Origin of the sequence: Thiomonas sp. UBA7699, from assembly GCF_002482605.1 — a bacterium.
In the GTDB taxonomy this organism is placed as follows: Bacteria; Pseudomonadota; Gammaproteobacteria; order Burkholderiales; family Burkholderiaceae_C; genus Thiomonas; species Thiomonas arsenitoxydans.
On the sequence record NZ_DLGH01000010.1, the window covers coordinates 80,661 to 93,876 of the forward strand.

Annotated in this window: 17 protein-coding genes; 10 read left to right on the forward strand and 7 right to left on the reverse strand. The window is 64.0% G+C overall.

The genetic code is table 11. The annotated features are described in order from the left end of the window. Positions 1-3 precede the first annotated feature (3 nt). Complete coding sequence (locus B3H47_RS04445; RefSeq protein WP_276708357.1) at positions 4-774, forward strand: sporulation protein; 771 nt, start codon at positions 4-6, stop codon at positions 772-774. Positions 775-816: 42 nt separating this feature from the next. Further along, positions 817-1,449 (forward strand): Uma2 family endonuclease, encoded by a 633-nt coding sequence (locus B3H47_RS04450; RefSeq protein ID WP_276708356.1) that lies wholly within the window; start codon positions 817-819, stop codon positions 1,447-1,449. On the opposite strand, the gene B3H47_RS04455 is transcribed toward B3H47_RS04450, so the two are convergent. The 4 genes from B3H47_RS04455 to B3H47_RS04470 are packed head-to-tail and all read right to left on the reverse strand — an operon-like array spanning position 1,368 to position 3,942. After that, a complete protein-coding gene (locus tag B3H47_RS04455) occupies positions 1,368-2,009 on the reverse strand; it encodes a Uma2 family endonuclease (RefSeq protein ID WP_276708355.1) in 642 nt (213 codons plus the stop codon). The genes B3H47_RS04450 and B3H47_RS04455 overlap by 82 nt on opposite strands. 29 nt (positions 2,010-2,038) lie before the next feature. Then, positions 2,039-3,262, reverse strand: a complete 1,224-nt coding sequence (locus B3H47_RS04460) for a M20 aminoacylase family protein (protein ID WP_276708353.1) — start codon at positions 3,260-3,262, stop codon at positions 2,039-2,041. Between the two features lie 48 nt (positions 3,263-3,310). Continuing rightward, positions 3,311-3,697, reverse strand: coding sequence for a type II toxin-antitoxin system VapC family toxin (locus B3H47_RS04465; RefSeq protein ID WP_276708351.1), 387 nt, complete (start codon positions 3,695-3,697; stop codon positions 3,311-3,313). Continuing rightward, the gene (locus tag B3H47_RS04470; RefSeq protein ID WP_276708349.1) at positions 3,694-3,942 is read right to left on the reverse strand and encodes a type II toxin-antitoxin system Phd/YefM family antitoxin; all 249 of its coding nucleotides are present in this window, start codon (positions 3,940-3,942) and stop codon (positions 3,694-3,696) included. Before B3H47_RS04470 ends, B3H47_RS04465 begins: the two co-directional genes overlap by 4 nt. 292 nt (positions 3,943-4,234) lie before the next feature. Here B3H47_RS04470 and B3H47_RS04475 point away from each other — a divergent pair, with 292 nt between their 5' ends. Next, complete coding sequence (locus B3H47_RS04475; RefSeq protein WP_276708347.1) at positions 4,235-4,720, forward strand: pilin; 486 nt, start codon at positions 4,235-4,237, stop codon at positions 4,718-4,720. 165 nt (positions 4,721-4,885) lie between these two features. Here B3H47_RS04475 and B3H47_RS04480 read toward each other — a convergent pair whose 3' ends face one another. Then, the gene (locus B3H47_RS04480) at positions 4,886-5,056 is read right to left on the reverse strand and encodes a hypothetical protein (protein WP_286986197.1); all 171 of its coding nucleotides are present in this window, start codon (positions 5,054-5,056) and stop codon (positions 4,886-4,888) included. A gap of 327 nt (positions 5,057-5,383) precedes the next feature. Here B3H47_RS04480 and B3H47_RS04485 point away from each other — a divergent pair, with 327 nt between their 5' ends. From B3H47_RS04485 to B3H47_RS04515, 7 genes are all read left to right on the forward strand, one after another. After that, positions 5,384-5,839: a pilin gene (locus tag B3H47_RS04485; RefSeq protein ID WP_286986198.1), complete on the forward strand. Its 456-nt coding sequence runs from the start codon at positions 5,384-5,386 to the stop codon at positions 5,837-5,839. A 63-nt stretch (positions 5,840-5,902) separates the two neighbouring features. Beyond that, on the forward strand, positions 5,903-7,870 hold the full coding sequence (locus B3H47_RS04490) for a PglL family O-oligosaccharyltransferase (protein ID WP_276708339.1): 1,968 nt from the start codon (positions 5,903-5,905) through the stop codon (positions 7,868-7,870). Between the two features lie 67 nt (positions 7,871-7,937). After that, positions 7,938-8,096, forward strand: a complete 159-nt coding sequence (locus B3H47_RS04495) for a hypothetical protein (protein WP_276708336.1) — start codon at positions 7,938-7,940, stop codon at positions 8,094-8,096. A 27-nt stretch (positions 8,097-8,123) separates the two neighbouring features. Continuing rightward, positions 8,124-8,294, forward strand: coding sequence for a hypothetical protein (locus tag B3H47_RS04500; protein ID WP_276708333.1), 171 nt, complete (start codon positions 8,124-8,126; stop codon positions 8,292-8,294). Positions 8,295-8,417: 123 nt separating this feature from the next. Continuing rightward, positions 8,418-8,993, forward strand: coding sequence for a LemA family protein (locus B3H47_RS04505; RefSeq protein ID WP_276708331.1), 576 nt, complete (start codon positions 8,418-8,420; stop codon positions 8,991-8,993). Positions 8,994-9,033: 40 nt separating this feature from the next. Then, positions 9,034-9,918 (forward strand): GIDE domain-containing protein, encoded by an 885-nt coding sequence (locus tag B3H47_RS04510; RefSeq protein WP_286986199.1) that lies wholly within the window; start codon positions 9,034-9,036, stop codon positions 9,916-9,918. A gap of 126 nt (positions 9,919-10,044) precedes the next feature. After that, positions 10,045-11,295: a THUMP domain-containing class I SAM-dependent RNA methyltransferase gene (locus B3H47_RS04515; RefSeq protein WP_286986200.1), complete on the forward strand. Its 1,251-nt coding sequence runs from the start codon at positions 10,045-10,047 to the stop codon at positions 11,293-11,295. A 5-nt stretch (positions 11,296-11,300) separates the two neighbouring features. Here B3H47_RS04515 and tatA read toward each other — a convergent pair whose 3' ends face one another. Beyond that, positions 11,301-11,579, reverse strand: coding sequence for a Sec-independent protein translocase subunit TatA (tatA, locus tag B3H47_RS04520; RefSeq protein WP_276730061.1), 279 nt, complete (start codon positions 11,577-11,579; stop codon positions 11,301-11,303). A gap of 122 nt (positions 11,580-11,701) precedes the next feature. Next, positions 11,702-13,207: a glycerol kinase GlpK gene (gene glpK, locus B3H47_RS04525; protein WP_286986201.1), complete on the reverse strand. Its 1,506-nt coding sequence runs from the start codon at positions 13,205-13,207 to the stop codon at positions 11,702-11,704. Between the last annotated feature and the right edge of the window lie 9 nt (positions 13,208-13,216).

Here is a 13,216-nt window from a genome sequence, read left to right on the forward strand (position 1 = left end):
CCCATGCGCACCCTGCTCCTTGCCCTGCTGCTCGTCAACCTCGTGTTTTTCGCCTGGTCGCAGGGCTGGATGGCGGGGGTCGGGCTCGGGCCAGTGACGCAGCGCGAGCCGCAGCGCCTGGCGCTGCAAATCCACCCCGAGCAGGTGCAGATCACCCCGTTGGCCAGCGCCTCCGCCACGCCCGCCATCCCGCCGCAGCCCGCGCCTTCCGCACCTGCCATTCCGTCCAGCCTGCCGTCCGCCCCGATCGACGCGTCCGCCCCGGCCAGCGCCGAGCCCGCCCGTACCGCGAATGCCGTCTGCCGACAGATCGGCCCCTACGGCGCGCTCGAAGCCGAGGCGCTCGCGCAGGCGCAGTCCGCACTGGTGAAGGCCGGACTCAAGCCCACTGTCCTCAACACGCCTGTGCCCGCGCAATGGATGGTGCTGCTCGGCCCCTATCCCAGCCAAAGCGCCATGCGCGCCGCGCTCGACGAAATCACCCAGCAAGGCAAGGTCAAGGTGTTCGCCCCGGTGACCGACCGCCCGCGCTACGAGCCCGGAATTTCGCTGGGCGTGTTTGCCAACGAAGCCGCGGCGCAGCAGCAGTTGCAGATCGTGCGCAAGCAAGGCGTACAGGGCGCCAGGGTAGTGCAGCGCAATGCCGGACTGAGCCGCACCGTACTGCGCCTGCCCGCGCTCACGCCCGAGCAACTCGGCGCGCTGCAAAAAGTGTCAGGCCAACTCGGCGGGCAGATCGTCAAGACCTGCGCGACCGAAGGGTCTGCGCCGTAAACTTGTCACGCTCATACTGGTCACGCTCACCAAGGAGACGCCATGTCCGCCGTGCTGTCCCGAGCTCATTTCACCTTTGAAGACTATCTCACCTGGGAAGAAACCCAGACCGAGCGCCACGAATACATCGGCGGCGAAGTCTTCGCCATGGCCGGTGGCGGCACCGTGCACAACACGCTTTCGGGCAACGCCTATATCGCCCTGCGCAGCCAAACCCGCGGCACGCCTTGCCGGGTGTATATGGCCGACGTCAAGCTGCAAGTCGAAGCCGCAGACGCCAGCTTCTATCCCGATGTGTTCGTCACCTGCTCGGCAGCAGACGCCGGGCGGCGTACCGTGCAACAAGACGCGCTGCTCATCTTCGAGGTGCTTTCGCCCTCGACCGAAGGCCACGACCGCGGCGATAAATTCGCCGCCTACCGCCTATTGCCCAGTTTGCAGACCATGCTCTTCGTCGCGCAGAATCAGCCTCACGTCGAGGCCTTCAGCCGCAACACCGACGGCTCGTGGACGCTGCATGAAGCCAGCGGGCTCGACGCCCAACTCACCTGCATCGCCGCCGGGCGTTCGTTCATTTTCTCGCTGGCCGATCTCTACGCCGGGGTCGATTTTGCCGCCGCGACCGCCGAAGCGACTGCCGAGACGGCTGCCGCCAGTTCTGGCACATCGGCATAAACCTCCGCCAGCGCCAGATCGGCATTCAGGCAGTCCAACCGCAGCGAGCCTGCGGTGCAGCGGGTGAAATCCCACTCTTCGCCCGGCTCGCCTTGGGCGCGGTGGTAGCGATCGACTGTCGCGCTCGCACTGTCCACGATCAAGTATTCCCGCAGACCCGGCGCCTGCTGGTAGGCGAACAGTTTTTCCCGCCGGTCGATACGCTCGGTGCTGGGCGACGTCACCTCCACCACCAGGCAGGGTCGCCTGCGGTAATACGGCGACTCGCGGTCTTGCGCGTCACAACTCAGCACCAAGTCCGGGTAATAAAAGTAGGTGCCGCGAAGCGCCTGCACCCGCACCTTCATGTCGGCGATGAACAACTGGCAACCCGACTTGCGCGCCAGCGGTCCCAGCGCGATGGCCAAGGCCGTGCAAATCAACCCATGCCGGTCGCTCGCCCCGGCCATCGCCACCACCATGCCGTCGAGGTATTCGCGCTTCACCTCCGACAAAGGTTCGGTGTCCAGATACTCCTGCACGCTCATGCGCGGTGCATAGTCTTGCAAGTTCGCTGCCATCACGCTCTCCGCTGTTCATCGAAGCCCAATCAGCGCCGATTGTCCTGCTGCCCGGCCCTGCTTTTCAACCACGCCTGTACCAACCTTACCCAGAAACTGCCGCCTAGCGGAATGAGGTCGTCGTTGAAGTCGTAGTTCGGGTTGTGCAGGGTGCACGGCCCTTCGCCGTGGCCGGGCATGCGGTGGTCGCCGTCGCCGTTGCCGATGATGAGATAGGCGCCGGGCTTCTCCTGCAGCATGAAAGAAAAATCTTCCGCCCCCATCGACGGCACGAACTCGTGCACCGCCTCCGCCCCCACCATCTCCACCATCACCCGCCGGGCGAACTCGGCCTCGGCCGCGTGGTTGACGGTGGGCGGATAGTTGCGCTTGAACGCAAACTCGCAGCCCACGCCGAAGGCCGCCGCGGTGTGGGTGGCGATATCGCGCATGCGGGTTTCGATCAGGTCGAGCGTCTCAGTGGTGAAGGTGCGCGCCGTGCCCTGAATCTCGGCATATTCGGGAATCACATTGGTCGCCTCGCCGGTATGAATCATGGTGACCGAGATCACCGCCGGGTCGAGCGGGGCGCGGTTGCGGGTGACGATGGTCTGGAACGCCTGCACCATCTGGCAGGCCGCAGGCACCGGGTCGATGCCCAGATGCGGCATGGCCGCATGCGCGCCCTTGCCGGTGAGTTTGATGTGAAACTCGTTGCTTGACGCCATCACCGGCCCGGCTTTCACCGCGAAATGCCCTGCGGGAAGGCCCGGCCAGTTGTGCATGCCAAACACCGCCTGCATCGGAAAGCGCTCGAACAGGCCGTCCGCGATCATCTCGCGCGCCCCGCCGCCGCCCTCTTCGGCCGGCTGGAAGATGCACACCACCGTGCCGTCGAAGTCGCGCGACTTCGCCAGATGCTGCGCCGCTGCAAGCAGCATGGCGGTGTGGCCGTCGTGGCCGCAGGCGTGCATCTTGCCGGGGTGTTGGCTGGCGTGGGCGAAGGTGTTGAATTCCGTCACCGGCAGGGCGTCGAAGTCGGCGCGCAGGCCGATCATCCGGCCACTTCCGTCGCCACCCCGCCCATGAATCACCCCCACCACCCCGGTCTTGCCCAGACCGCGGTGTACTTCCACCCCCCAGGCGGCCAGCCGCGCCGCCACCACGTCGGACGTGCGCTGCTCCTCGAAGCACAGCTCGGGGTGCGCGTGCAGATCACGCCGCAGCGCGGTGAGCGCGGCGGCCTCGGTCACGATGGAGTCGATGAGTTGCATAGCGGTGTCCTATCGTCAGTCTGAAAGAAACAAGCGGGCAACCCGGCGTCAAACCAGCACGACGAGGTCGCCATAACGGGCCTGCATCGCATCGTGCGTCAGCAGATGCATCGGTTCGGTCACGGCCTGCGCCACCAGCAAACGGTCGAACGGGTCTTGATGATGCCGAGGCAGAGCCTCCACAGCGGCGGCATGCTCGGGCTCGACCGGCAGAAAACGATACCCCGCCTCCCGAAAATAACCGAGCGCCTCCTGCCCAGAAACCGGCATATCCCCTCGGTCCAGACCGTGTTTGATCGCAATTTCCCACACCGACGCCGCGCTGACCCACACCGTGGTGCGATCGGACAGAATCATCTCACGCGCCCTGGCGCTCAGGCGATCATCATCGGTAATGGCCCATAGCGCGATATGGGTGTCGAGCAGCACGTTCATGGTGCCGCGCCACCGAGAAACAGCGCCGCGACTTCGTCGGCGTGAGTGTCGATGCTTTGTGGCACGACAAAACGCCCTTTCGCCACCCCCAGGCGCTTGCCCGCGCCCGTCTTCTCCGCCGGCAGCAGCCGGGCCACGGGCTGGCCATTTCGGGCAATCACGATTTCGCGCTCACGCCCCTGATCCAGAGATTGAATCAGCCGCGACAAATGGGTCTTCGCATCCAGCATATTGACCGTGCTCATGTCGTTTTCCCGGAAATAAAGCCGCTTGGCGCGGCAAAGGAATACAAGACTAGTCTGGTCTAGTCAGACTTGCAACGACCTTCCAGAAATTGTCATTCACCCGCCGCAGGCTGACAAATCCGGCTCATCTGCGCCGTAAACCGTCACCGCACCAGCCCTTTGGTGCGAAAAACTGTGAAGCTTTTCACACAATGCGGCCCTTGTTGCGACCGGCGTCGATGGCCTTCAAATTGCAGAGCCAGAATCACGATTGTTTACAAATCCACCGGCCCTGCCCCATCGAGCACAGACTATGCGCGCGCCTGCCCTTCCTTCGTTGCGCCACCTTGAGCGCGGCTTCACCCTCATCGAGCTGATGATCGTGGTCGCCATCATTGGCATTCTGGCGGCCATCGCCATACCCGCCTATCAAAACTACACCATCCGCGCGCAGGTGGCCGAGGGGCTGAGTCTGGCGGGCGGGGCGAAAAATGCGATTTGGAATTACTACGCGCAACGGGGCGTCTTTCCCAATTCCAATGCCTCTGCCGGGTTGACCGACCCAGCCACCATCTCCGGCAACTATGTCAGCAGCATCTCCATATCAGGCAACGCATCGGCCGGGCTGGTCACCATCACCTACGGCAACCATGCCAATGCCAACCTCAGCGGCAAAACCCTCTACCTCGCAGGCACAGGCTCGCAGGGCGCACTGAGCTGGGTTTGCACCACCGCGCCAGGCGGCACACCCAACGCCAACGGCGTCCCCCGCGCCTATCTGCCGACTTCGTGCAGTTAAACCCGGACTGTCCACGAAGTGAGGCTTCGCCTCGGCGCGGATGCTGGCAGGCGCGAGTTTGAGAATTCAGAGCGTCTTGGTCTCCGCGCAAAAACCTTCCCCCTCCCCTACCCTCCCCACAAGTGTAGAGGGCGTGTTTGCTCCTCCTCCACGCAGTGGGGGAGGCTAGGAGGGGGTTGCGCCCGCAGCGATCCACCCATCCTCGTTTTCAATCAGCAGGTCGGCGCATTCCAGCAGTTTTTTGAACAGCCCGATCCCCTCCGGCCAGCCCACCTTGTCCCCGCCGCGCAACACCCACTTGGTTTCCAGCAGCGCCAGCAAGCTGACCTGCGCCAAATCGCCCCTCGCGGCGGCTTGGGCGCTTGCGCGCATCGCCAATTTTCGCCTCACCTGACAAAAATTGGCAGACCCGGCAAAGATTGTCGGCGGGTGAGAGGGCCGATGCGCCGTATTTCGTGAAGCAGTTCACGGAACGTCGGGGCGAACAAGACACAAAATGGCTGGCACGGCATGTGCTCTATCTGTCCTGCCCATCGGGGGGTGATGTCAGTCCACCGCAGTCTGGGGCCGCAGCATCTCCAGACTTTGTTCCGCCCCAGGCTGCGGTTATTTTTTTGCCCAACCGTTATTGATTTTTTTACTTTCCACTCTCAGGAGTTTCAGATGAAAAAGCAACTGCAACAAGGCTTCACGCTGATCGAATTGATGATCGTCGTGGCGATTATTGGTATTTTGGCGGCGATCGCCATTCCGGCGTATCAAGACTACACGGTTCGCGCGCAGGTCTCAGAAGGTCTAAGCCTGATGGATGGCGCAAAAACCACTGTTGCTGAATACGAAACGAATCATGGCACCTGGCCAACAGGCAATGCTGTTCTAGGGCTTCCTAAGAATGGAGCTAGCGGAAATTATGTAAGTAGTGTGGTAGTTGCGAAAAGCGGAAATAATGTCGCCATTACCAGCACATTCAGCAATACGTCGCCGCAGAAGGCTAATGCCGCGATTAACACAAAAGCTTTGTCACTTGTTGGGGCCACAACCGGCGGATCCATCTCTTGGACTTGTGTATCCAGTGATATTGCTCAAAAATACCTGCCGTCTTCGTGTAAAGGCATCTAATTTGCTTTCCACCTTAAGACCCGCCGCAAGGCGGGTTTTTTATTCGCTCTTCCCAATCTGCCCATGACTCAAATGACATTCCTTCCAGGTCAACGCAACGTCGTGGCTTTCTCTGGCGCGACTGGGTTGTTGCTGTTGGCCTGGGTAGGTGCTGCCATCTCCGCTCAGCACTATTTTCCGATTTCTACCTTCTATCAAGAGCTCGCTGTCGCTGCTGCAGTCTTGCTCGCAGCCGTTTTGCAACTTGCCGTGCCTGCAAAAGGGCCTGGCGTCGTTGTGCCCTGGATCGCTCTGCCGTTTGGCGGCTTGGCGCTGCTCGGTTTGCTCGACATCGCGCTGCAGCGCACCGCCTATGCCGACGCCATGATCTGGCCCTTGGGAAGTCTTGCTGTCGCCGCGATTGCAGCACTGTTGGCTGCGCGCTGGGCGGGGCAGGGTTTGAGCGAGCGGCTGATGCAGGTCTTCGCCAGGGCATTCGTCTTAGGCGCCGTCGGCACCGCTCTGAGCATGTGGGCCCAGGTGTTCCTACCGGATATGGTGGCGATTTGGCTGTTTCCCCGGAGCCCTCTGCAGGCACCGATGGGCAATATCGCCCAGCGCAATCAAGCCGCTCTTTTTTTAGGATTTGGCTTGCTCGCCCTTGCCTACGGGCTACGTGCCGACAAGCGGCGCCGCAGTATGTTGGTCTTGTCGGTGCCGCTTGTCGTGCTGTTGACTAGCGGCATCGTGTTGTCGCAAAGCCGTATCGGCATGGCATTTCTCGCGGTGGCCGGGGTAATGGGCGGCATGATGATCAGCGCGCCGCGCAGACGGGTCATTTCTGCACTGCTGGGTTTGATTGGAGCCGCAGCGCTCTACGCGCTGCTGCAATGGGTCATCTACACTGGATTCGGTTTAGGGCAGTTGTTTCCACCGGGGCTTCAGCGCCTAGCAGATCGTGGTCTTGGGCAACGCCTGGGCCTGTGGCAGATCGCTGGGGAGGCGTTCAAGACACACCCCCTGCTCGGTGTCGGTTTGGGCAATTATGTGCAGTGGGATTACCGCCTCGCTCTTTCCCAAGCCCAGCCTCTTTTTGCCAACAACGCCCACAATCTATTCGCTCAACTGGCTGCCGAGACTGGACTGCTGGGGCTACTGGCTGTCATTGTGCCCGCTGCCATTAGCGTGGCACGTGCCTGGAGAGCGTGGGCGAGTCGGGGGTTGCAAGCCTGGGAGGATTGGCGATTGTTCGCGCTGGGTGTTTGCCTGATGGTACTCGGCTATAGCCTTACAGAGTATCCACTTTGGTATGTTTTTTTTGCCGTGCCTTTTGCTATGTGTTGGGCGGTGCTCGACACGCCCGCGGCAAAGCTGACCCCAAGCCCGCAGTGGCGTTGGCCAGTTGGGGCGCTCTTGATAGCTGCGTTAGGGTTTTGTGCCTGGTCTGCACGCGCTTACGCGGACATCTCCAAGGTCAGTAGCGAAGTCTTTCTCTCCAATGCGGCGACCGCCAACTCTGCCAATCTTCGCAGTGCGGTCCGCGATACCCTAAACGTTCCGAGTTTCTCGCCTTATGCGGATGCACTGGTGTTCGCGCAGATGGGTACCGACGATTTCATGCTGTCTGACAAGATAGCGCTTGGAGAACGGGTCGTCACCACGTATTCGAGCCCACAGCTTATTGCCAAGCTTGCCACACTTTACGGCATGGCACACGATACTACATCTGCGGCGCACAGCTTTGCACGGTTATGCGCCTATTTCCCGAATGACTGCGGCCATGCCCGGGAGAATCTGCGCGCCTTGCAAAAGAAAAATCCTAATGATTTTGACCCGGTTTCACGGCTGTTTTTTTCAATGCCACAATCGCGAATCAAACCGCAAGATGTGAACGTTCTACGGCCTTGGGATCATCATGCCGAAGGTACCGTCGTAACGATCGACCCATCGAAAACCTGGTTCGGATTTGATTTAGCCCTCTATGCATCAGGGCTGGCAGATCAAGGTTTACGGGAGGGCACCTTTCTCGCGACGCCAAAAAATAGCGACTAGGCGCGGAGCGACATCCAGTTCCACCTCCCCTACTTCACCACATGATCCGCCGCGAGGAGGAAAGTTGATGCTCGGAGACACCGGCATGAGAACAACGCTGTCGATTGATGATGATGTGCTCAATGCTGCCCGACAGTTGGCGGCCGGGCAGCGCAACGGCGTGCTGCTGCTCGCCGGGCAGCCCAATGCAAAGCCGGTGACTCTGCAAGCATTGGTGCTTCTTTAAGGTCTGGGGTGGAGTCGGGTTGGCACCATGAAAATCTCCCGCAAGCGCGCCCGCGCGCAGTCGCTCAAACTGCCTGCCTCCACGCCGCGCAACCCGCTGGTGGCGCCGGCGCTGCAGCGCAAGGCGGGGGCGCATCGCAAGAGCAACAAGGCGCTGCGGCGCGGGCTGCGGTCGGGGCGCAAGCCGGAACCGGAGTGATCGGGGCGGGGCGCTCCGCAGTGCCATGGGCGCAACGGCGGCGGGCGGCTGAGTCGCTGGAACGGCGCGGCTTCACCCGCCAAACGTAAACTGCGCAACATTCCGTTTCAACTGGAACCGCCCATGATCGTCACGCTCGTCGTCCTCGTTCTGCTCGTTGCGCTGCTGTTTTACGGCGTGATGATTTACAACAATCTGGTGAATCTCAAGCATGCAATTTCGCAGGCCTGGGCGAATATCGATGTGCTGCTCAAGCAGCGTCACGACGAGTTGCCCAAGTTGGTGGAGGTGTGCAAGCAGTCGATGCATTTCGAGCAGAAGACGCTGGAGCGCGTGGTGCGCGCCCGCTCGCAGGTGCAAGAGGCGCGCGAAGCCGGGGATGTGCGCGGGCTGGGCCGCGCAGAAGGGGCGATGCGCAGCGGTCTGGGGGCTTTGTTCGCGGTGGCCGAGGCTTACCCCGACCTGAAAACCAACGAGACCTTCCAGCATTTGCAGGCGCGCATCAGCGGGCTGGAGGAAAGCATTGCCGACCGGCGCGAGTTCTACAACGCGGCGGTGAATGCGAACAATGTGCGCATCGAGCAGTTTCCCGACGTGATCGTGGCGCGGCTGCTGGCCTTCGGCCCGGCGGAGTTGTTCAAGGTGGCCTCTGCCGAGCGGGCCGATGTCGATCTGAAGGGCTTGTTCGCCGCGTCGTGATGCTGGCCGCGTTGATGCCCGGCAATGCTGCTGCGCACCTATGTTGAGCGGCTTGTCGCCCAGCGGCGCGGCGCCGCAGGTGCTGTTCATGGCGCTGGCTTTGGGCGCGGTTGGGCTGGTGCAGTTTTTCCGCTTGCAGCGCCGCCGCCGGGTGATGGAGGACATGCCCACGGCGCGCATCCGTTCGGCGGCGCAGGGCTATGTGGAGTTGATCGGCCGGGCGCTGCCGCCCGACGCGCCGCTGTTTTCGCCCATCACCCGCACGCCGTGCTGCTGGTATCGCTACAAAATCGAAAAACGCGACGACGACAACAAAAACAGTTGGTCCGTCGAGGAACAGGGCAAGAGCACGACCCAGTTCTGGCTCGATGACGACACAGGCCGCTGCATCGTCGACCCCGAGGGCGCGGAAGTACGCGCCCGATCGCGCAACACCTGGACGGGCGCCGCCGCGCAGCTCATTCCCGGCACGAGCGAGGTGCTGATGACGGGCGACAACGATCACCGCTATACCGAACATCTCATCCTGCCGGGCCAGACGCTCTACGCCCTGGGCTGGTTTGCCAGCCTTTCGCCGCTGCAGGCCTCGGCCCACGAGGAAGTGCGCGAGCGCATCGCCGCGTGGAAGGCCGACCCCCAACAGCGGCGCGCCTTCGACGCCAACCGGGACGGCGAGCTGGACATGGCCGAGTTCGAGCAACTACGCCAGCAGGCCGCTGCCGCCGTCGAGGCCGAACGCCGCGAACGCGCCGCGCAGCCGCAGACGCATGTGCTGAAAAAGCCGAAAGACCGCCGCTTGTTTCTGCTCACCACCGAGCCGCACGACGCCCTCAGCGGCAAGCTGCGCTGGCAGGCGTGGGCCTGGCTGGCGGCGGGCGTGCTGGGGCTGGCTTACGGCGGGGCGGGGCTGCTGATGCGGGTTTGATCGACGCCCGCAATCTCCCCACCCCAACCCTCCCCACAAGTGGGGAGGGAGCAGAAATCACCTCCTCCACGAAGTGGGGGAGGCCGGGAGGGGGAGTCTTGCTGCCATCGGTCATACGATGGCGGCATGCAATCGCCCTATTCCTCCGTCTACAAAAAGCGCAGCGCGGCCGCACAGCTGCCAGCGGCGCCCAACGCCTTCGATTTTTTCCTGCCCTGCCCGCGCGGCGTCGAGGCCGCACTGGCCGACGAAGTGAAGGCGCTAGCCGAGCACAGCCCCACCCTGCGAGCGGGTATGCCGACGCCCGGCGGCCTGCCCGTGCAAGGCAGCCTGACGGACGCCATGCGGCTGAACCTGCACTGCCGCCTGCCCAGCCGGGTGTTGCTGCTGGGCGGCAGTTGCAGCTATGCCGATGCCGAAGACATCTATCATCTGGCGCGCGATCTGGCCTGGGAAAAATGGTTCGGCGTGACCCAGGCGCTGCGCGTGGACGTGACCGCCGAGCGCTCGCCGCTGGAGAGCATCAAGTTCGCCGCGCTGCGGGTGAAGGACGGCATCTGCGACCGCTTCCGCGCGCTGACGGGCGAGCGCCCGGACGTGGACACCGCGCACCCCGATGTGCGCATCCACCTGCATCTACGCGAGGCCGACGCCCTGCTCTACCTCGACACCAGCGGCGAGCCGCTGTTCAAGCGCGGCTGGCGCAGCGAGCACGGCGCGGCGCCGCTGAAAGAGCATCTGGCCGCCGGCCTGCTCAAGCTCTCGGGCTGGACGCCGGGCGACGTGCTGTTCGACCCGCTGTGCGGCTCGGGCACGCTGGTCATCGAGGCGGCGCAAATGGCGGCCCACCGCGCGCCGGGGCTCGATCGCATCTTCGGCTTCGAAGCCCTGCATGGCTTCGACATGGACTCCTGGAACGCGATGCGCGAGCAGGCCCGGCAAGCCGTGCAGCCCGTCGCGCCGGGGCAGTTTTTCGCCGCCGATATCGACCCAGTGAACGTGCGCATGACGCTGGATAACGCCCGCCGCGCCGGGGTGGACGGCGCAATTGCCGCGCAAGCGGGCGACGTGATCGCGGCCATTCCCCCGGTGGACGCCGCCGCCCTGCCGGCCGGACAAGCGGCCTGGCTCATCAGCAACCCACCTTACAACGAGCGCATTACACCCGAAGGCGAGGCCGCGGATGACTTCGCCCCGCAACTCGCCCGCACCCTCAAGCAGCGTTTCGCTGGTTGGCATGTGGCGCTGCTGGCCGCCGATCTGCATTGGGATAAGGCGCTGCGCCTCAAGCCCCGACGCCGCATCGTGCTGTTCAACGGCACGATCGAATGCCGCCTGATGCTGATCGACATGGTCGCGGGCAGCGCGCGGGGATAGGCGTTTTACTTCGCTTTGAAGGCGATGTCTTCGGCCTGCTCGGCGCGCGTGCCCAGTGGCGATTTGGCCGAAGCCGTGACCTGGGGCGGCGGTGTGGCCGCCGTTGCCGCAGCGTCGGCCTCCGCGGTTTTCTCCGCCGGGGCGTCGGCTTCTTTCATGCCTTGCTTGAAGCCGCGCACGGCCTCGCCCAAATCGCTGCCCATGTTTTTGAGCTTCTTGGTGCCGAAGATCATGATCACGATCAGCAGCACGATCAGCCAATGCCAAATACTGAATTCACCCATTGCGGTTCTCCTGTGCGTCCGCCGCGTGGCGGGCAGGTTCGACTCTGTTTAGGGTGAAATTGTCTCCCCAGGTTCACCCCTTCAGGTGAAAGCAAACGCAACATCTGCGCCGCAGGCAAAAATCAGTCGTCGGCCCAGTCGCGGGCGCGCTCCACCGCGCGGCGCCAGCGAGCCATGCGCGCCTCGCGCTCGTCGGTGCTCATTTGCGGCGTGAAGCGGCGTTGTTCCTGCCACAGCGTCGACAGCGTGGCCGCGTCCGGCCACAGGCCTGCGCCCAGCCCGGCCAAATAGGCCGCGCCCAGCGCCGTGCTCTCGGCCTGCACGGGGCGCACCACGGGCACGCCCAGCAGGTCGGCCTGAAACTGCATCAGCGTGTCGTTCACCGCCGCGCCGCCATCCACCCGCAGTTCGGTCAGCGGCGGCCCGCCCTGCGCGGCGACGTCGGCCTGCATGGCGGCGAACAGCTCGGCGCTTTGATAAGCCAGGCTGTCGATGGTGGCGCGGGCGACCTGCGCCGCCGTGGTACCGCGGGTGATGCCGATGAGCAGGCCGCGCGCCTGTGCGTCCCAGTGCGGCGCGCCCAGGCCGGTGAAGGCGGGCACGAGCAGCAGGCCGCCGCTGTCCGGCACGCTGTCGGCGAGTTGCTGCGCTTCTTGCGCGCTGCGCACCAAGCCGAGGCCGTCGCGCAACCATTGCACCGCGGCCCCGGCGATGAACACGCCGCCTTCCAGGGCGTAATGCAAGGGCTGATCGGCGCCGAGCTTCCAGGCGATGGTGGTCAGCAGACGCTGCTGCGAGCGCACCGCCTGCGTGCCGGTGTGCTGCAGCGCGAAGCAACCGGTGCCGTAGGTGTTTTTCGCCATGCCGGGCTGCAGACAGGCCTGGCCGAACAGCGCGGCCTGCTGGTCGCCGGCCATGCCGGTGATGGGAATGTCCAGACCGCCCAGACGCGCCACGGCCAGCGCGCCGCAGTTGGGCACGATGGCGGGCAGCACGGCGCGGGGCACGCGCAGCAGCGCCAGCAACTCGTCGTCCCAATCGCCGGTGTGGAGATTGCACAGCAGGGTGCGGCTGGCATTGCTGACATCGGTGAGGTGGGTCGCGCCGCCGCTTAGGTTCCACACCAGCCAGCTGTCGATGGTGCCTGCGGCCAACTCGCCACGGTCAGCGCGGGCGCGAGCGCCGGGAATGTGGTCGAGCAGCCAAGCCAGCTTGGTGGCCGAGAAATAGGCGTCGGGCAACAGGCCGGTGCGCTCTTGCAGCAGCGGCGCGTGGCCGTCAGCCGCGAGCTGAGCGCAGATGCCCGCAGTGCGCCGGTCTTGCCAGACGATGGCGTTGGCCAGCGGCCTGCCGGTGGCACGCTCCCACAGCACCACGGTTTCGCGCTGGTTGGTGATGCCGATGGCGGCGAGATCGCTCAGCTTCGCTGCGGCGCGGGCCAGGGCTTCGGTGAGGGTGGCGCTTTGCGTGGCCCAGATGTCGAGCGGGTCATGTTCCACCCAGCCGGGTTGCGGGTAGTGCTGGGTGAACTCGCGCTGCGCGCTGGCCAGCACCCGGCCCTGCAGATCGACGATGAGGGTGCGCGAGCTGGACGTACCCTGATCGAGCGCGGCAATCAATGAGGGCATGACACCTCC